This is a genomic window from Paenibacillus rigui, assembly GCF_002234615.1.
In the GTDB taxonomy this organism is placed as follows: domain Bacteria; phylum Bacillota; class Bacilli; order Paenibacillales; family NBRC-103111; genus Paenibacillus_S; species Paenibacillus_S rigui.
Window position 1 is genome coordinate 106,304 of the sequence record NZ_NMQW01000022.1, and the last position, 20,520, is coordinate 126,823.

The window sequence follows — 20,520 nt, forward strand, 5'->3', positions numbered from 1 at the left end:
TAATATTTATATGTTGAATTGGGGTGAATCCGATAAAAAGGAGAGAGCCACCGCAGACAGCATAGCCACTCCGTAAGGCAGCGCATCCTCATCCAGATCAAACTTCGGATGATGCAGCGGATAGCTGGTGTATTCCTGGGCATTGCTGACGCCTAAGCGAAAGAATACGCCCGGAACGGCTTCGGAATAAAAGGCAAAATCTTCTCCGCCTGTCGAGGGCTTGACGTAATCCCACCGCTTATCGCCGAATACCTGCTCACTTGTCTTGGTCAAGAAGTCAACCATTCCTTCATGATTAACAACGACAGGATAGCCTACGTTATACTTGAATTCATATTCTGCGCCGAACGCTTGGGTCACGCCACGGATAATATTCTCAATGAATTCCGGCATGTTCTTGCGCAGCGAAGGGCTTAAGGTTCTTACCGTGCCGACCATCTCTACCTCGGGGGCAATGGCTGTTCCCATGTATCCCCCTTGAATTTTGCCAATGGTTACAACGACAGGCTCCAGAGGATCGACTAACCGGCTGGCTACATGCTGCAGAGCCGAAATGACCTGTGACGACACCGTTATCGCATCGACCGCTTCATGTGGGCGGGCAGCGTGACCGCCCTTTCCGATGATCTTGATGCGAATGCTGTCGGCTGAGGCGAACGCCACCCCTTTGGTCACAGCAATCGATCCTGTAGGCAGGGCCGGAAATACATGAAGTCCCGCCATAGCGTCAACCATCGGATTCTCCAGCACCCCGTCGTCCATCATTGCCTTAGCGCCTGCAAGCCCCTCTTCCGCAGGTTGAAACACGAATTTAATGTTGCCCCGCTTCGGTTTCCCTAAGCTGACCAGCAGTTGGGCTGCCCCCATCAGCATACTGGTGTGGGCGTCATGGCCGCACAAATGGCCTTTGCCCGGCACTTGTGAACAATAGGGCACCGTCTTCTGATCCTGTATCGGCAGCGCATCCATATCTGCTCTGAGCCCTATGGTCGGTCCCGGATTCTCTCCTCTCAGGATGCCAACAACCCCGGTCTTCCCGACATTCGTCTTCACTTCAAGTCCGAGGCCTTCCAAATGCTCGGCAACGATTTTCGACGTACGAAACTCCTCATACCCGGTTTCCGGATGCTGGTGAAAATCTCTGCGCCACGTGACAACTTGTTCCTTCATCTCTTCTGCAAGACCAATGAGTTTTTCCAGTTCCAAAGCAACAACCTCCCATAATAAGTATCCGATTTGTAATTTGTCATAGGAACCGACCTATGTATCCTTGGTAATGACCCGGGAATAGATTGCATCGGCCGTTTCACTAATGTGCTGTTTCATAATTTCTTTGGCTTTCGCCCCATTGCGTTCCGCCAGTGCATCCAGCAGTACCATATGCTTTTGATAGCTGGACAGCTTCACGTTCGGGTTGTACGGCATTAAATCCAATGCAGGATTAATTTTCGTACGGATTTGCCTTACGGCTTTTTCGAAATATTGGTTGCCGGAAGCCTTGGCGATAGAAAGATGAAATTTAACGTCCATCGCCCGGAACATTTCCCGGGTGCAATCCTCCTCCATGCTTTTTTCCACAAAGCCTTTAAGCTGATCCAATTCGGCCGGAGTAATCCGTTCCGCCGCCATACAGGCTGCCTCCGGCTCAATCACCGAGCGAAACTCAAACACCTTCAGCATGTTATCCCAGTCATTTTTGATTTCTTCCCGGTTGCGTTGATGGGAGTTCAGCGTGAGCGGAAGAACGAACGTGCCTCCCTTGGCTCCAAGCCGCTTTTCGATTAACCCTTCTTCTTCCAGCTGGGACAAGGCCTCCCGAACCGCCAATCGGCTTGCATTGAACATGGACGCCAGTTCTCTCTCCGTAGGCAATTGCTCCTCCGATAAAAACTCCTTCAGAATAATGGCTTCCTCCAATTGTTCCAAAATAAAGTCGCTTACTTTTTTGGGCGATACTTTTTCGAATTGCAAAGTAGCCTGAGAATGCAAAACTATCCCTCCAGCGTCTCATAATGCATTAAGGTTCAAACCTTAGACCATTAAAACAAGCAAAAAAAATTAGCAACCTCTATATAAACATTTGAATATTCTAATAATAATACCTCAGCTTCATATATGTCAACATAAGTCACATCATTTTAAGCGTGATTTTGTGAAAAAAATCTTTATTCGATGACTTCATCGGCCTGGAATGTCATTTTCATGATACATAAACTAACGCAAATATGACACGCTGATGAATAAAATGAACTCTCATTTCAATGGCTCTCGTTGTTGTTTTTTATTATAACTATATTTTCACAATAAATCAACATTAATCATAGTAGATTACTTGGTAATTGAAAAAGAGGGGCGAGCCCCTCCTCTCATAACACCGTGTTATAGATTCTATAAAGCAGTACTGCCGCTTCCGCTCTCGTCGCGTTTCCGGTCGGATTCAGCATGCTTCCGTTTCCTTCTACGATGCCGCCTTGAATTAATGCAGCGATGTCGTTTACCGCATAGGAAGCGACATTCGATTTGTCGGTAAATGCGTCAAGATCGCTTGCCATACCCCGGGCATCCAATTTTCCTGCCTTGCTCATTGCTCTTGAAAGCAGCACCATCATGTCCTGACGTGAAATCTGTTCATTCGGATTAAACCTTCCATCCCCTTGCCCCTCAGCCAACCCAAGCTGTTTCGCTATGCCGACTGCTTCATAGTAATAACTATTAGGGTGGACGTCGCTAAAGTTCGATGGAACCTCAGCCGTAAATCCGAATGTTTTCGTTAACAACATCATGAAGTCAGCGCGCGTAATCGCAGCTCCCGGATTGAACGACATATCCGAGATGCCGGATATAATTCCCTTGGACGCCATCACTTCGATCGGCTTCTTCGCCCATTCGACAGTATCCAGGTCCGTAAAGCTCTTCTTCACAAAAGCGACAGCAAATGTGTTGAAGTGCGAAGCAGTGAACGTCACAGTGCCGGATGCAGCGTCATATTTCCCGTTCGGGACCGGCTCCACCTTCCCCGTCGGGTCTACACTCCAAACAACAATGTGCTCAGGATCGTTCAATTCCTGCTCCGTTGGCTCATATGGAATGGCTACTTTAGCTAAATGATTCATGCTTACCGCTGCGCCGTCTATCGCCATGCTTAATTCAATAGCCGGCTTATTTTCAGTCAACTTTCTCAGGTCGTCAGGAAGCTTGCTGAGGTCAGCCTTGGATATGACCAAACCGACTTGTTTAGCGCCTTCCAGATTAACATTGGCCGATAGGGTGACAGGCATCGAAACGGAGGCAAATTCTGTTGCTACCGTTATTTTGTTTGGTGAAGACGGCGCAAATAGATTGGCCGGAGCATCCAACCGGTACTGTTCGGCACCTGGTTTACTTTGAATTTCAACTATGACATGGGTACCACCTGCTGAAATTACTGCTGATAGCTCTTCTGCATCCAGCTTTGCTGAAACAATCCTGCCGGTGGGATCTACCGTTATATCCGGAGTAATCCTCACCTCAAGCCCTGCTTCGTTTGGCTTCGGTAATGGTATGGGAGTATCCGTACCAGGAATCGTTGTACCCGGAGCCCCATGAGAAGTACCGCCGCTGCCTCCACTGCTATTCTTACGCCCGTCGGCAAGTGTATTGTTCCACATCATTGTCGCAACCGCGTCGGCGCGCAATCCTTTTACAGTGATCACGTAATTTCCTAATATCAACCTAGGGATGGTATAGCTAACCGTGTAAACGCCATTTTCACCGGTCACTCCATCCTGCTTGAACTCCTCAGTGCCGAGAGGATTCACAATTTGAACGGTGAAGCCGTTGCCTGCCGATATACCAAGGTTTCCCGTTACCGTAAGCGTTCTATGACCATCAAACGATGTGTTGGCCGTCATTTTTACTTCAAAGGTCGTTCCTGTTGCTTGACCCGCATCTTGTCCGGCAATATTGACAAAATAGGTGCCGTTAATTCTTTTCTTCAACACATAATTGAACTGGTAGGAGCCGTTTTCTCCGGCTGTTGTTTGATCAAGGTAATCCAGCTGGTTCAGCGGATTCGTTACTTGAACGGTAACAAGCTTGCCTTGACCTGAATTTACTGTGCCGGTTATCGTCACTTGGCCGGTATTCTCATGATATGATGCTGTGACGGTTATCGGTCCCGAAGAAGCAAACGCAGACGAAATCATCGTTCCGAAACACATCAGGACAGAAAGCAGCAGAATCGCCCATCTTCGCAAGCCTATCAAGCATATTCCCCCTTTTAAGGACATAGGAGAGAGGCTGACATGCAGCCCGCTCTCATATCCCACCACATGATTAAGAAACTGTTCTTAACGAATTGTGACTTCGTTTGAAATTCTGATTTGACTTGTTGTGCTGTCCCAAACAAAGGCTTTTAACTGGTAGCCCAAAACAATATCAGGCACCCGCAGTATCGCCTTCATTTGCTTGTCTTCACCGGATGCGAACATATTGGACACGATGGAGTATCGTACCATGCGGTTTTGCTGATCGAATAACCCTATGACAAGTACTCCGTTCTGACTCACTGCCGAATTGTTATGAACGGAAATGGCGGCAACGACATCACTGGAACTGACCAACCCCGAGACTGCATTCCCGCTGCGATCGGTCAGGGTTAGGCCCGCTACGTTAAACAACTGGTCTCCCCAGTTTTTCACATAGGTTACCTGATAGGTTTGATACCCGCTGACCTGATAATCATCAACGCTTGAAACAACAATCTCGTTGCTTCCTTCCTTCAAAGAAATCGGAACGGTAAACGAAACATTCTTGAGCTGCTTGACGTGATCAAGAACTACCTTTCCATTCACCATGACGGTTACACTGGCATCTCTGCTAATGCTGCCCACTAACGAGTAGGAGTGCGAATTGACAACATTCGGAATATGGACAGAGGGAGTATAGACTACAGATGTTTTGTTATAGGTAACCACAATGGTTTTAGAGCTTACGGAACTGCCGAAAAGCTCCTCATTCGATGCAGAGACAACAATCGTATTAACACCTTCGTTCAAGGTGATTGGTTTGGAGAAGGTCCCGCCTGCTTCCGTATAGACTGCATCCACAACGGATACTCCGTTGTTGACAACCGATATTTTGGCGCGATCCTTTACCGTACCCGTGATGATATACGCAGGCGTCTCCACCGTTCCGCTCGCCGCATTGTCAAGCGTAAACTCGGCGGAGCCATAGAGGTGAAGATCGGTAAAATTCGCAGCCATCAAATAATCGATGTTCGTTGTCGTCTTGGGCGCATCCACGGCCATACCGACATAGACGGTCTCCCCGTAATCCACATCATTCGACGCAACAAGCGACCAGTCTACACCATCCTTCGAAACATACCCAGAAACCTTATTCGCTACCCTCTCCATTTTTATCCAGTAGGGAGCTTTTAAGCTGGAGCTTCTACGCAGCTGCTCCTTGTACTTGCTGCCGGCAGCAGTTCGGTTGATCACCGATATTTTTCTTCCGCTAGTATCCACGCTGAAATCATCGGTAGGATCCGTTGACAGGAATACACCCGTTGCCTTTGAGGCTGGGTCTAGGCTTTCACGCAGCATGAACCCTGCTTTAACATCCTCGTCGTATTCCGATTCAAACGATACATTGGCATATAGTTCGAAATTTCCTTTAACGGGCTGGTATACATAATGGAATGCATCGGACGTGCCATTTATATCGATTTCGCCCGAGCCTTTCACTTTGTAAGCCGTCCCTGTCATGTTGGCGGTACCGGGAATTTGGACTGTGCCCACATCTTGAGAGCTCCAGGGGGCAGCATTTGCCGGACCGTTTACATACGCAATGACGGCATCCGATAACGTCATCACACCATTGCTGTCAATCGCTTTGGCATAGATGTAATGCTGGCCTTCGACCGCATCTGTCCAAGTGAACTGGTAGGGTGCACTGGAAACCTCGGCAATCTTCTGATCCCGGTCGTAAAAAATGACCTTGGCTATGGTTGCGCCACTGGCAGCTGCTGTGGCTGTAGCACTAAGCTGGATCGGATCGTTCACGACAAATGCCTGATGCTTTGCCGGCGTATCGACGGAAACGATAGGATTGGACTGTACAGGCGTATCCGCCAGTGAGTTAATATAGTCCTCAAGGTTTGTGTAGCCGTTGCCGTCCATATCCCCGAAGCTTCCGTTTGGATTGCCCGCAATTTTATTGCCGTTGGAATCAAGACCGTTATCGTTAGGGTCGAGTCCATGGGCAGCTTCCCATGTATCCGGCATCCCATCGCCATCCGAATCCATCGGTGCAGGAACGGACAATAATTCCGGCAAGCCGCCATCGTTGGCAATTTTATTGACGGTTCTTCCAGTTCCGTTCTTCACCTCGTTGACGATACGGGCATCTAACGAATCCCGCTTCGGTAATGAAGCTCCCCCGTGAAGCAGTACTTTTTGGTAAGCGGCTTCAGCCGTGTCCGTCGTCGTCGGTCCGCCAATCGAGTCGTTTGCATCCGGATAAATAAATGGCGTCGTTTTGAGCGTAAACGTAGAATCCGGATTAATGGCTTTATATGATCCGTTTGCATTTTTCACCAAGTTGTTCGCTGTTACTTCCGGATCGCCTACCATATAGTTGCCGCTAATATAAAAGGCTCCTCCCCCAGCATCGCCAGCTGAAGGGGCAACAATTCTGCTAAATGAATTGTAGGTATTCGGACCCGGCTTGAAATAATTGTTGACGATATTAATGCCTGTCGCCATTTCCCCGCCATAAATCGTATTGCCCGCCCAGTTATAGATCACATTATTTCGGAAATCGATCTTCTGGGGGTAGTTCGGTATATCCGTCGCCCGGGCAAAGCGCGGATTCCGGTTGACATGGTTCGTAATCAGGTTGTGCGCAAAGGTTGCATTGGAGCCTCCCCAAATGCCGCCGTAGCCGTGCGGCCCCTTCGTGTGTATGGAGTGGTTTAAGCTATCGGTAATGAAACTCCATTGAAGAGTAAAATTTTTGTTGTTCTCCGAGGAGAACAGCTCATCCGTACTCCAGCTGCCTGAAACGTGATCAAGAATCACGTTGTCTCCCGTAATGTTGAAGGTATCGTCCAGTAAAGTTTCACCGCCACGGAATCGAATGTATCTTACGATAATGTTTCCGCCTGCGGTGCTCGTGCCGCTGCCGATTTTAACCGCGTAGCCGCTAAGCGCGATGCCGTCGCCAGGAGCGGTTTGTCCGGCAATGGTCAGGTTCGGCTTGCCGATCGTTAAAGGTTGGGCCAAATGGATCGTTCCGGATACGCTGAAAATAATGGTCCGATTCGGCTGACTGACCGCATCTCGGAAAGAACCGGGAATTGGCAATGCCCCTTCCGCATAATCCAATAAATTGTTTACAACGTATACGGAGCCGCCCCGTCCGCCCGTGGCGTACATCCCCCCGCCTTCAGCGCCTGGAAAGGCCGGTGTTCGCGTATTTTCGGCAAGGTTAATGTTCAAACTAATCTTTTTGCTGGTGCCTGCTCTTCCTGCGGCATCAACATACCGGTATTCAACCGTATTAGCCCCTGCATCACTAACCGTGAAAGCACTTGTATAAGTAACCCAAGGTCCATTATTGATACGATATTGCACGCGATTCGCTGCAGGGAGGTCGTTATTCACTTCCATATAAACCAATACAGGCTTCATGTAAGAACCCAAAACTCCATCGGGCAGCGCCGGGTCCACGACGGGCGTTACCGATTCGAATATTTTCGGATATACAACCCGTATACTCGGATCCCAGCCTCCGAAAATACGCGGAATGGTTAAATTGCTGGCTTGCTCCGCAGTCATAGCAAAATGAGCCGGGTCTGTGTCCGCTGCAAGCTTACGGGTGGACGGACTTGCTCCCGGCCCGGTACTGTTATACTCCGAATAAAAGTAAGTCAGATTATCGGTCATTTCTGCCCAACCGTCTTGATGAATATGGTCATCCATCCACGTGTTAATGTAACGAACGGTCGGCTGGTCCTGCCAAGGACGGCCCAAATAGTGCTTCCCTTGGGTTGTGCTGTCCTTTAATAGACGAGAATTCATAAATACAAATCCGGGAAGCTCGCCTGCTGCATTTTGTGTAGCACCCGCGGTAATGTAGCCTCCGGAGCGCGAAGGTCCGTTCATACTGACAATATCGCATTGGTCAAAAACCGCGGCAGTTGAAGGCCCGTAAATAAAATCGACCGAGCCCTTGATCTCGCAGTTGCGATAATATTGCCTGCCGGTTTTGTCGTAATAAGTGACTCCTGTGTAAAGCGTATCCTGATACCCGACAAATCTGACATTCTCGAAAACAACCTGATCCGAAATGACACGAGCAGCCAAGGCCCGGCCTTTCGTCACGTCCGAAGCGTTCTCAATGGACAAATTCGCCGCATAAAAATAATTGGCTGTCGTTCTGGTGCCATCGGCTCTATCCTTCGTGCCGCCGACAGTTAGCGTTGCCGTGTCTAAAGCAGGTAATGTTGCCGTCCCGTTGCCGGAGACCGGTGTAAATTCATTATCATTATAAAAAATTCGGGTTTTATCCTTGCCTTCGCCTATCATAGATACATAAGGCACCGTTACAGAGAGCTTTTCATTGTAAGAACCCGCTTTGATGTATATAATTTTCCGTGTCGTATTGTTGGCAGGGATGGATTCGAGAGCAGATTTGATATTGGAAAAGTCCCCTGTACCATTTTGGGCCACGGTGATCACCATTGCAGGGCTCACAGCTGCTTCCTCACTAATGGCGCTTTCCCCGCTTGCATTAGCAGCCGCAACAATATAGTAATAGGTCGTTCCATTCGTAACCGATGTGTCCGTATACGATGTTGTCGTTAAAGTGCTGGTTAACGTCGTATACGGACCTCCGCTGACTACGCTTCTCTTAACAGCGTAGCTCGTTGCGCCAGATACCGCAGACCATGTCAGCTCAACGCTTCCGTCATTGGCTGCTCCGGCTACGTCCGCCGGTGCTGCAGGCGCACCCGCTACCGGCGTATAGGGTACAGCCCGAGCCTGGTTGGAAATCATACTTTCCGCTGCAGAGCTGACGGCTGTTACCACATAATAATATGTCGTACCGTTTTGAACCGTAGAATCAGTAAAGGTAGGATTGGTCACATTGCTGGCCACCAAGGTATCGTATGGCCCTCCATTCACTGTGCTGCGCTTCACTTTATACGACGTGGCTCCAGTTACGGCCCCCCATGAGAGTGTCACCTGATTATTGCCCGGCGATGCTTTTAATTGTGCCGGATTACTAACAACGGAGTCTACAGTCGCTGCATGGGCAATATCCATTCCGGGGAACAGCAATACATTCAGCATAAGTAAACAACATATCCCTATATACAGGGCTTTCTTCATTGTGCAACCTCCTATCTCTATGATTACTGTACGGATAACTCTTCCGCCAACGGAGTTTGTCCTTCGAGGCGATCAAGGCTGTCCCAAATGAATACTTTTACTTTATAACCGCTCACTTCAGCAGGAAGTATAAATCCGGCGCCTAAAGTCCTCGTCTCGCCCGGCTTGAGCTCGGCGACGGCAGATGAAAAGTCAATCATGGTGTGGTTTGCGTCATACAGTACAAACCATAGCGTAAGCTGCTTCTTGGTCGCTGTCGTATTCACGACCTTCTTTTCGGCGAATACATTTTTCGAAGGGGCCAGCGCATTCACGCGGTTTCCGTTAAAATCGTATACCGCACCTTGACCTGCCCAGAATACATACTCCATTGAGTAACTCATTTTGCTAAAATTACCGGCGAGATCCATACTGGAAATCTCAATGAGGTTATTCCCTTCCTGTAAGGTCAATGGATAGGAGAAGGGTTCATAAACTGATTTATAAACGGAATCGACTACATTCGCCCCGTTTAATTTAACCGTGAGCTTGGCTGCTTTACTTAATGTTCCTTGAACTGTATAAACAGCTTCCCTAACGGCAGCAGGAGGTGCAGGTACATGAATTTCTGGAACAACGCTGTCCAGATTGACCGTTGCCGTTACAGTGTCATAGAACTTGGAGTTCATGCGTTGCGCATAAACTTCAACCTGGTTGGTACCAGAGGTTAAGTTCAGATTCAGCTCGAATTTGCCGCCACTAACCAATCCGCCGCTTGGCAATGTAAGAGAATTTCCATTCTGATAGACGGACAAGTATACGCTCTCGCTAACCGATCCCGTCATCTTATACGATGATGTGTTGACCCACTGTTGAACTGGATCCAGCGTCAAGCCGGTTGACACTCTTTCCACCATTGCGAAATAGCCGGCGTTTTTTCCTAAATCAAAATTAGCGTAGTCGTTGTATCCCAACAGAACCTTGGAACCTGCGGCAAAATCCTTTTTATAAATGTCAAAGGTGTATCCGGATGTCACCGTGTTCAGCTTGATATTATCGCCGGTATTGGTCCAGTCGGACATCCATGCTGGAATCGTTGCATTTTTATCGATCGCCACATATACGGTAGCTTTGTCCTTGACAGTGAATCCAATGATTTGGTCCTGCTTGGTTCCATCATAACCATTGGGATATCGCATGACGTCCTTGTACGTGGTGGCTATTCGATCCAACTTCGCATATTTTTCCGGAATCTGTGTGAACTGAAACGGCACCTCATTAGCTACGGAGAGATTAAAAACCTTATCCCCTACATTGGTTCCAGATTGAAAGCTCCACAAGTAACCGTAGTAGTTCGCATTCGCAGTAAGCCCTCCCACAACACTGGTATCCGGTGTCTGGACCGGTGTCGTTGCATAGGGGATTCCATCAAATTCGGTGATCTTACTTTCGAAATCACCAGGTTTGTTATCTGGAGTATATAAACCGTATTCATCGCGGGTAACCGTACTTAAGCCTAAAGTATACGTTTGTCCATTGACTAAAGGTGTATTAGCCATTCTCGCAATATCGTAAAAAGCGTTAATATCTGAATTCGGTGTATTGGAAGTACCCGTATAGTCCTTCCAGTAGGTGGTCGCATTCGCAATATTTCTCCACTGGCTCTCGCCCTTCAGCTTAATTCTGATGCGATACTTGGATGCATAAGAGTAGTGCTGTGCTGTCCACATGACCCTGGAGTTACGTGAACCGGAAGTAACAAGCTTGGGAGCAGGCGGTTCCGGCTGAAATGGTGTACGAGTCACCTTAACGCCGCGAATCCAGAGATCTCCTGAAGTCCCCGGCGGTGCGATAACCATTCTTTTCAAATTATAGATGGGAAGGCTTTTGTTCATTTGGGTCCGGGCTTGGCTATTGATAAGAGTGCCGTCCCAAAACAAGCTGTACCTTTGAGTAACGGTATTAAAATCCAATCGAATCGTATGCCATTCGCCCAGATTATACGTTCCTCCCAAATCGCCTGCGGGCGCTGTAGATAAGAGATAAGCCAGCCCTTTAGATGCTGTCACGCCTGCCCCTACCATAAAGGTAGTTCCTTGGGAGGGGAAAAATTGGATAATACGGTCATCCTTCTTCGTACCCGTTTGCATGAAAGTGATTTCGGTAGAGATGGTTCCCGTATATGGCTCACCGAATGTTTTGCTGAGTTGAAATTCGTTTCGCAGGGATCCGTCCGTTACAATGTTGCTTGCCTTGATATGAAGTGCCGGAGTACCCGTATAGGGATCCTGTTCCACTACGGCCGATCCCGTACCTGAAGTGTAGGCTGAGTAATCGAAGCCAAGATCGGAGCCCTGTAAACCGAGTGGAGTGGTGGAAAAGTCTTTTTCGAAAATCGTAGCGGGTGCATAGGTATCGTCAATGACCGAAGAACTCACATCAGCTTCCGCCGCCGATACAGCTGGAGCATCGGGTTCAAACATAAAAAACACGTTGAATAGCAACGCTAAGCATAGAGCTAGTGAAATCTGTTTACGCAAGGCAGTAGACACCTCCAATTGAATTTACATGTCAGCAGTCAAAGAAAAGCCATTGCAGGCGAATGTGGACGAGAGCCTGTCCCCTCCCTCTTCATGAAATTACCTTGCTATCACCCCTTTCAGAACCAGCACACAATAAATGTCAGCGTTTTCAGTTTCTCGTATATGGGGTAAACCATTAGATGAAAGCGTATCCATTTTAGGTTAAACTTTATTTCGATATCTTTGATAGTTTATTACAATATTTAATTAATTTATTAGGGTATTCATTCCATAATCATAGGCTATCTGATTCACATTAACTTTACCGCAAAGCCCTCCGCCAAAAACCAAAAAGGTCAAGTTCAAGAGCTTGTATAAGCTCTGAACCGACCTTTTATTCATCTTACTCGTTATACGAAAACAAATGAACCTCTTGTTTCCTCACGATCCTAGCGTTGTTTGCTGGCCTATCAGGACTCCGCTAAGCTACTTCACTTTTCTGTAATATAGCGGCGCGTAGCCCGTGATGGACTTGAACACTCTGCCAAAATGAGTAACACTGCCGAAGCCTACCTTTTTGGAAATAAGGCTGACCTTCATGGAGGATCGCTCCAAAAGCTTCTTCGCTTCCTTGATCCTGACGCTGTTCAAATACTCCACGAACGTAAAGCCTGTCGCTTCTTTGAAAAATCGGCTTAAATAATAGGGGCTGACGTAAAATTTCTCTGCCAGCAGAGGAAGCGACAGCTCCTGCATATAATGGGTGTTGATATAGCGGACAACCTCCGAAATTCTTTCATGCATCGGGCTTGGTGATTCCAAAGCCTCCATGCTGTATTGCTTGACATGACGGCAGCAAATAATGAGCAGCTGGATAACCAAAGTCTGTGCATACATTTCGAAGCCAGGCTTTTGATCCTGAATCTCCAGCATGATACGGTTTGTAAGCACCTCGATGGAGAGCCTGTCCTGCAGGGAGCATTTAACTATAAGGTACTCGCTCTCGAACAGAGGCTGCAGTATGTCCTTGTAGGAACCGTTCACCGAGGCCATATAGCTCTCATGAATATTCACGATGAGCCGCTCATGCTTGGGCATTTCCGTATTGGTTGTCCGATGCAAAATATTCGGGGAGATAATAATGACATCCCCCTCGTTGATGACCATCGTCCTGTCCTTTATAAAAAATTCCCGTGTTCCGGACATCAAATAGAAGATTTCGTACGTACTGTGAAAATGGGTAGTAGGCATGTGATGACTTAATGCCTTCCGGTAGGATATTAAGAAGGTTCCCTCACCGTTGTCAAATTGCATATTTCCCATCCAGCGTCGTCCCGCCTCTCCCTTGTTTTGTTCTTCTTATTATACGCCACTGCACAATTATTGCAAAATATAAGAAGAATGAGGCCATCTTTGCAAAAAATGTACATATTGCTGTGCTAATATAGCCTTAAGTACAAGACGGGAGGAATAAAAACGATGAATGTTTCAGAATCGAATACCAAGGGAGAAGTACGGGAGACGCTGTCCCCCATTCAATGGGCTGAGAAGGCCTGCGAGGCATTGATGTTCAAATTCGAACCGGAATTGCTTCCACCGGACCGTTTCCATTACCACCAAGGCGTCTTTCTTTCCGGGATGGAGAAATGCTGGCGGGAGACCGGGAACAACAAATATTATGATTACCTCAAACGCTGGGTAGACAGCCAGATTCTCCCGGATGGCAGCATCAAAAAGTACAATGCCGACGAGCTGGATGATATTCAGCCGGGCGTGCTGCTCTTTAATTTGTATGAGCAAACGGGGGACGAACGGTATAAGAAAGCGCTGCACACGCTTGTACCTCTGTTAAAGTCATGGAAGACCAACCCGTCGGGCGGGTTCTGGCATAAGGAGCGTTACCCGAATCAAATGTGGCTGGACGGGTTATACATGGCGGGGCCGATTGCCGTCCAATTCGGCAAAACCTTCGGCGAAAGCGAATATTTTGATATGATGACCTTCCAGGCCATCCTGATGGAGAAACATACCAAGGACCCTAACACCGGCCTGCTGTACCATGGCTGGGATGAAACCAAAGAAGCTGCATGGGCTGATCCTGTGACAGGCCTGGCTCCGGAGTTCTGGGGCCGCGCGATCGGCTGGTATCCTGTCGCCCTGCTGGAAATGTTCGAACACCTGCCTGCGAATCATAAGGATAAGGCTGCACTGACAGCGATCCTTCAAGACCTTCTCGTCGCCCTGACGAAATACCAGGATGCCTCCACCGGCTTATGGTATCAGGTTGTCGACAAAGCCGACCGGCCGGATAATTGGCTGGAAAATTCTTGTACCGCCCTATTCGTTCATGCCATTGCCAAAGCCGTTCGCTTCGGCTATCTGGACGCCAAGTATATGGAATATGCCTGGAAGGGCTACCAGGGCGTTATTGATACGTTGAAGTTCGATGAAAACGGCAACGTCATCATTGGCCAGATTTGCATCGGCACAGGAATCGGAGATTACGCCCACTATATTGCCCGGCCTACCAGCGAGAATGATCTGCATGGCGCCGGAGCCTTTATTCTCATGTGTGTGGAAATGAGTCAGGCGCAAGCAACGGGGCAATAATTTAACCGATCCAAGGATAAACGGCTTGGCCATCTTTGCTGATGGCATGCGTTTGTTAAGGTAAACGAAGGTTGTAAAACTTATACTTTCTACTTAAAAAGGGGACTGACGGAATAAACGTCGGTCCCCTTTTCTCAATGCATGACACATTGCGTCTCGAACATGCTAGAGCCGTCCGTCAGTTACGGACCAAAGCTTGACTTGCCCGAGCAATCCGTACGGCTGAATAAGATATTGCGGCGTATACTCCTTGCCTTCCTTGCGAAAGGACTCCCAGCTTGTCGTCGGGCTGCTCCCGAGCGCTTGATGAAACGGTCCGAACATATTTCTCGGACTTCCCATCACCTCGATCTCAAGACGATTCGAACCCTGAACTAATAATGGAGTCAAATCCACTCCGTCCGCGGATTTCCAAGGAATATGCCCTGCACTTTGCCCATTCACACGGATTTCTGTCGTCACGGCCGAGCAATCCCCCAGCTCAAGAATAATCCTTCGATCCGATTCCGTAAAATGCTCATAATCCGCATGGTAGACCATGCTTCCGTTGTAGTGAAAGTAGCCTTGCAGACACCAGTCACCTGCACGAAGGAATTCCGGTTCCTTCACGATGCGTCTGTCCGGATTCACTGCGAAATCCCCAATAAGATATACGTCTTCTACTTCCATCGCCTGATGGTACAAGCATTGAAGCTCCAGCTCGTTGAGCCCTTGTACGATTCCGCTCAGAGGAACACGGTCCATGGAACGATCGACGAACCAGCCGGCAGGTGGATGGGAAGCGTCGATACCGTTAAGCAGGATACGGTAATGTTCGGCACCCTCAATGACAAGCTCGACACCGGATGCAGGCAGCTCCGCTACATCGAAGGTCATACGAAAGGCGACCGGCGTACCATTCTTCGGATGCGGCTCATGAATCCATTTGTAACGCTGCGTCATGCCGTTAGCATAAATCTGACGCATGCCCAATTGCTCGCGTATTCTGCGCTGTGCGGACCATATCTCCTCTTCTTCCGCGGACCATTCGGCATTGCCGATCCGATAGCGGCACGTATCGATCGTCAGAACGTTGGGCATGGTCCGGGTGAATCGGAATACAGGCCCGAAAGCCTGCATCAATGCAGCGCCCGCTGTGTCCGTAATTGCGGCAAGCACAGCTGTTGACGCTACGGCCTCACCGGCTGCCGGTACCTCAGCAGAAGACTCTAGAGGCGACTGCTCTTTATAAATGACGTACAGCCGGGAATCAGCCGGACCGAAATGAGCATGAAAGCGAATTCCTCTATCCGCGGTCGACACCGCCGCTATCTCTTGTATCCGGCCTGTCAGCGCATCCCATTGCTCCAGCCGGCCGGCTGCACCTATAAAGATAGTGGCGTCAATCGAGCGTGAGCGGTCATTATTAACAACGAATAACGAATAGTATGAGTCCGTTTCCTTAAGCAAGTACAGGAGCTCCGGCGCTTCGGCGCCATACGTGTTTTGTATGCTGACCAGCCGCGGCATGAGCCGCTCCAGCTCGCGGATCGCTTCTTCCTGGCCGCTTACAGCAGTCACCCCCGGATGCTCATACAGCTTTGCCGCTTCTGCGGAAGCGCGGCCCTCAATCATCTCGGCTCCGGGTGTCAGCGCAAGGACCCGCCCCCCTGCATCCAAATATTGCTGAAGCAGCTCGTATGTACTTTGCAGCAGCGTACGGATTGGCGGCAGGATTACAAGCGCATACCCCGCTTGTTCCACATAAAGCTTCCGGTCACGGACCGCTCCGGCTTCCGCCATAATCGTCTCGTCTCCAAGATCAAAATCGTAATGGGAGTGGGCTAGAAGCTTCAACAGATCGTTATATGAATATCCGTATTCGTCTATACCGGGAATATCCCGATCCTTTCCTCGAGACTCGCTTCCGTACGGATTCGTTCCAAGCATCGTCCATGCCGTTGATGCGGGATGAAGCACAAGGATATCCCGGATAGGCTTCCCTTCCGTCATAACGAGCCCGATTCTTGCAAAATAGTCTTCTACGACGCGGTTATATTTCCACCAGTTCGTCTGGTAGTTGAAAAACGGCGGGTAATCTCTCTTGCGGCAGCCTCGGATCGAATATTGAGCAAGGTGCTGCGAGCGCACATTAATGCCAAGCACATACTGCCAATCCCCCATCCATTTTTGGCCCTCGAAAGTAAATTCCCATCCGGCGCATCCGTACGTTTCGGAAATGACGAATTTGCGTCCAAATTGGTTCGCTACACTGGTACACTGCTTGACGGTCATATATTCATCCGTCTGCTCGCAGAGCATATCGATACCCGGCACATGCTGGTACCGGTAGTGGGGCATGATGGCCCCGCTAACCCTTGTGGCCACGCCCAGTGCGCTTTCCCACAAATAATGTCCGGTAAAAGCAAGATCGTGCCGCTCGCACCACTCGCTGATTTGCTTGGAGTAGGCATTACAATACTTCTCCGAGACGGTTCGCCAATAATCATGACGTGCGGCTGAAGAATGCTCCCCGTCAAAATAAAGATAAGGAAGCAGATCCGTAAGATCATATCCTCTTTGCTTCATGAAGTATTCCTTAAACCTGTAAGTCCAAGGCAGCCAGCCCCGCCCGGGCGTAAACCGGCAGTTTCTGTCATGAACGCTCGGCTCATCGGTAAAGACGCCTTTGACGGTCTTCCCGAACTGTTCACCGATTTCAGCACGATAAACCTCATATGTCATTTCGATAAATCGGGAGACCGTCTCTTCGTTCATGCTGTCGGGCGGCGCTTCTCCATTGAACCATTCGCTTGCAGCCGACACCTCGATCCGAAATACGAGAAGCATCTCGCGGGTAGCCAATTGGGGAGTTTCATGCAGCGACAGTCTATCGCATCGCCCCAAGTGCATCCCGTCAAGTTCAGCCTTAAACAAGGCGATCACATCTGGATGGGGCTCGAAGGCCTCTCTCGTCACTTCAATAGTCAGGCCTTTGGCACGGTACTCGTCCCCGAGGGCCGGCACGTTGCCCCCGGCCGACCCGGATGGCCAGCGATCCTCGTCATAGAGCCAGGCGTGCATGCCGAGCGATTCCGCACGGGAGACGGAAGCCTTGACGGCTCCCATCCATTCCTCTCCCATGTAGACCGTTTCGAGCCCCTCGCGGGAATGCATGAAAAATCCTCCCACCCCCTGCTCGTTCATATCTTCGATCTGTCGTACCAGCTCCTCCTCGCACAATGCGTCATTCCATGACCAAAAGGGCATCGAACGGTATGCTGCCGGCGGATTCGAGAAGTCCTTCTTCAGAGCCTTCTGTTCCTTCATCCCATGCCACTCCCTCATCAGCTTTCATCAAATTCAAGTTCCATGCTCCAGCACACAATGCGTTCTCTCTTCCAAGTATAGGTGACATGAATATGGTTTCCTTGAGCAATAACAGCGGGATAAGAAAACTCGCCGTATTCGATTGGAACCGAATAAGAAGTATATTCACCTTCCAATACTTTCAGTTGTTCCCATGTCTCTCCGTTATCCAGGGAGAAGCTGAGCAACAGCGGGGTGCGCGGTCCCCTGTACATACCGATCGGGTTATAAGCCAGTACAAGCACTCCGTTATCCATTCTCGCCAGATCGATTCCACTGTTATTGTTCGGCAAATACGTACGGTAAGCAGGTGACCACGTTCGGCCCGAGTCGCTGGAGTCGCTCCGGTAAATGAATCCAGCTGTGCTTCGGGCCAGCATATGCACATGTCCGGGTTCGGATTCCCACACCGTCGGTTGAATGATGCCTTTCCCCCGGATCAGTTCCGCCCCTGCCGGATACTCCCCTTCCTCCTCGAATTCATGCAGGACAGGTACCGGTTCGCTAGCTGTCCAGGTCAATCCCTGATCAGGTGAAATATCCGCGAAGGCGTCCCAGAATCTCCCTTCCAGAGAAGCAGGCGCAATCCATGTTCCGTCCTGCAGCTGAATCAGCTTGTTCTTGACAGGGCCTCTTCCTCCGATATCGCCAGGGACAAGCTCAACGGGCTTGCTCCATGTCTTGCCGTCGTCGTTGGATACGGTAACCCGCGTATACCATTCGGGTATCGGATGGCCCACTTTGTAATGGAGAACAATCTGCCCGTCATCCCGCCGGAACAAGACCGGGTTCCAGTGGACAAGATCAGGTTCATCGGCAACCAGGTATGGCTTGGACCAAGAACCGTTCGTCCGTCTGGAGCACCAGATCCCCACATCCGGATTCCCTTCTTTGGACCCTGCAAAATAAGCGACCAGCAAATCCCCGTCCGGGAAAGCGATTACCGTCGAAGCATGACAGCTGGCAAATGGACGATCCTCCTCAAATAAAAATTGCTTGGTATCCTGTTTAATCTTCATCTCGTTCCAGCTCCTTGGTTGTCATGAATTACTTTTTCATTCTGGCCAGCGCGTTGCTATAGATTTTTTCGAGTTCGCCGGCACCCATCGTGCGTGCTTTCTGGATCACAGCGTCATATTCGTCGATCTTTTTTACACCCATAATGAACTTGTCATATTCCTGATCCAGCATCGTGTTTATGGTTACATTCAGCTCTTTAACACGCGCGGCTTCCTCTTTGGTTAACGGAGGATCCATTACAGGCTCGTTATATGCCGGGTCTTTGGCAACAATTCCCCAATACTCGTCGTTGATCGCGTCCCAGTTTCCGGTCATTTTCTCGATTTGTGTTTGGCTCATCGTATTCGTGTAATAAGGTGTGAAGCTAAGCTGGCAGCAGCCAAGGTCGGAATACAGCGCGTAGTATGGCGTCGGCGTAGCGGTTTTAAACTTGGCAACGTAATCCTCCTTATATTTCGGCTGGCCCTTCTCGTCCTTCGTATAGTGAACCCCCTCTATGCCGAAATTCATCAGATTGGATGCTTCCTCCGAATACATCCAATCCAGCAGCTTCACCAGCTGTTCAGGATTTTTGGACCTGGCGCTGATCGCAAACGTTTTGCCGCTGAACACCGTCGCATAATAGTTGGCGCGCGCTTTGCCAGGCGCATATTCCGGTATCGGGAGCACTTGGAACTTGCCATCTGACTGCGTTTTGCGTAAATCCCGTGTATAATTCAGAGAAAATCCGCTGTTATCCATAAAAAAGAACGACTTGCCGCTGGTCAGCTTCTCGGTCCACTGCTGCTGCGTTGTAATCGCGTAGTCCGGGTCAAGAACCCCCATGCTATACGCTTTGTTAAAATAGGACAGCACATTCTTAAACGCCGGAGTGGCAGGCCCGTATACATATTTTCCTCCATCGACGTCCTTATCGAAATACATACCATTGCCTTTGGTTCCATTCACTCCACTGCCGAGCATGTAAGCGGTCGTCGACAGCAGCTGAGGTGTGCCGTTGCGTACCGTCCATGGCTTGGAATCCGGGTACAGCTCCTTCAGCTTGGCAAGTACGGTAAGCAGCTCGTCGAAGTTTTTGGGAGCCTGCAGCTGATGCTTTTTCAGCAAATCTTCACGGATAACCGGTCCGAAGCCGTTCTTCAGCTCATTACGGGCTACCGCCGGAAAACCGTATAATTCCCCGTCCACCGTAAGCTTCACCATATCCGGATTGGCATCCCACAGCTTCTTGAAGTTCGGCATGAGCCCTTTGTCCATATAGTCCATCAGCGGCAGGAATACTCCCGTCGAACCGAAATCGTTCAAATCGGTTTTATCCACCTGGATAATATCTGGAAGATTATTGGTTGCAATCAGCGTCTTCTTCTTATCATTGTAATTGCTGTTCGGCACCGTCTCGAAATCGAGCTTTACATTCGTCCGTTTCAGAATTTCCTGCTGAATCGGGGAATTGCTCTTTACCGGCTGGTTGGCGTTTTCGGGAAATACCACCTTTACCGTACGTTCCTTCTCTGCAATCCTCGTTCCTTCTGCCGCTTGGTCACCGCTATTTCCTGTCGAAGCGGCTTCTTTTCCCCCCGAGCAAGCGGCCAAACCAACTGTCAAAGCTATTCCTGTCAAAGACACCGCAGCAAAACGAGACCATGTTTTTGTCATAAACAAGT

General features: G+C 49.3%; 10 protein-coding genes. 1 reads left to right on the forward strand and 9 read right to left on the reverse strand.

Going from position 1 to position 20,520, the window contains the following annotated elements:
- Positions 1–6: 6 nt before the first annotated feature.
- From CF651_RS15650 to CF651_RS15675, 6 genes are all read right to left on the reverse strand, one after another.
- Entirely contained in the window at positions 7–1,170 is a 1,164-nt protein-coding gene (locus tag CF651_RS15650; RefSeq protein ID WP_094015825.1) for a M20 metallopeptidase family protein, read from the reverse strand.
- A gap of 90 nt (positions 1,171–1,260) precedes the next feature.
- Complete coding sequence (locus tag CF651_RS15655) at positions 1,261–1,989, reverse strand: FadR/GntR family transcriptional regulator (protein ID WP_094015799.1); 729 nt, start codon at positions 1,987–1,989, stop codon at positions 1,261–1,263.
- A gap of 377 nt (positions 1,990–2,366) precedes the next feature.
- On the reverse strand, positions 2,367–4,244 hold the full coding sequence (locus CF651_RS15660) for an S-layer homology domain-containing protein (RefSeq protein ID WP_179232834.1): 1,878 nt from the start codon (positions 4,242–4,244) through the stop codon (positions 2,367–2,369).
- Between the two features lie 84 nt (positions 4,245–4,328).
- Positions 4,329–9,377 (reverse strand): pectinesterase family protein, encoded by a 5,049-nt coding sequence (locus CF651_RS15665; RefSeq protein WP_094015801.1) that lies wholly within the window; start codon positions 9,375–9,377, stop codon positions 4,329–4,331.
- A gap of 23 nt (positions 9,378–9,400) precedes the next feature.
- Positions 9,401–11,896 carry a hypothetical protein gene (locus CF651_RS15670; RefSeq protein WP_094015802.1) on the reverse strand — a complete coding sequence of 832 codons (2,496 nt, stop codon included), beginning with the start codon at positions 11,894–11,896 and terminating at the stop codon, positions 9,401–9,403.
- Between the two features lie 468 nt (positions 11,897–12,364).
- Positions 12,365–13,201, reverse strand: coding sequence for an AraC family transcriptional regulator (locus tag CF651_RS15675; RefSeq protein WP_094015803.1), 837 nt, complete (start codon positions 13,199–13,201; stop codon positions 12,365–12,367).
- A 156-nt stretch (positions 13,202–13,357) separates the two neighbouring features.
- On the opposite strand from CF651_RS15675, the gene CF651_RS15680 reads away from it, so the two are divergent.
- The gene (locus tag CF651_RS15680; RefSeq protein ID WP_094015804.1) at positions 13,358–14,488 is read left to right on the forward strand and encodes a glycoside hydrolase family 88/105 protein; all 1,131 of its coding nucleotides are present in this window, start codon (positions 13,358–13,360) and stop codon (positions 14,486–14,488) included.
- Positions 14,489–14,653: 165 nt separating this feature from the next.
- On the opposite strand, the gene CF651_RS15685 is transcribed toward CF651_RS15680, so the two are convergent.
- Genes CF651_RS15685 through CF651_RS15695 form a run of 3 tightly spaced genes read right to left on the reverse strand, consistent with a single transcriptional unit; the run spans position 14,654 to position 20,512 of the window.
- Positions 14,654–17,797, reverse strand: coding sequence for a glycosyl hydrolase (locus tag CF651_RS15685; RefSeq protein ID WP_094015805.1), 3,144 nt, complete (start codon positions 17,795–17,797; stop codon positions 14,654–14,656).
- A gap of 17 nt (positions 17,798–17,814) precedes the next feature.
- Positions 17,815–18,855 carry a sialidase family protein gene (locus tag CF651_RS15690; protein WP_094015806.1) on the reverse strand — a complete coding sequence of 347 codons (1,041 nt, stop codon included), beginning with the start codon at positions 18,853–18,855 and terminating at the stop codon, positions 17,815–17,817.
- Between the two features lie 28 nt (positions 18,856–18,883).
- Positions 18,884–20,512: an extracellular solute-binding protein gene (locus CF651_RS15695; RefSeq protein ID WP_094015807.1), complete on the reverse strand. Its 1,629-nt coding sequence runs from the start codon at positions 20,510–20,512 to the stop codon at positions 18,884–18,886.
- Positions 20,513–20,520: the final 8 nt, after the last annotated feature.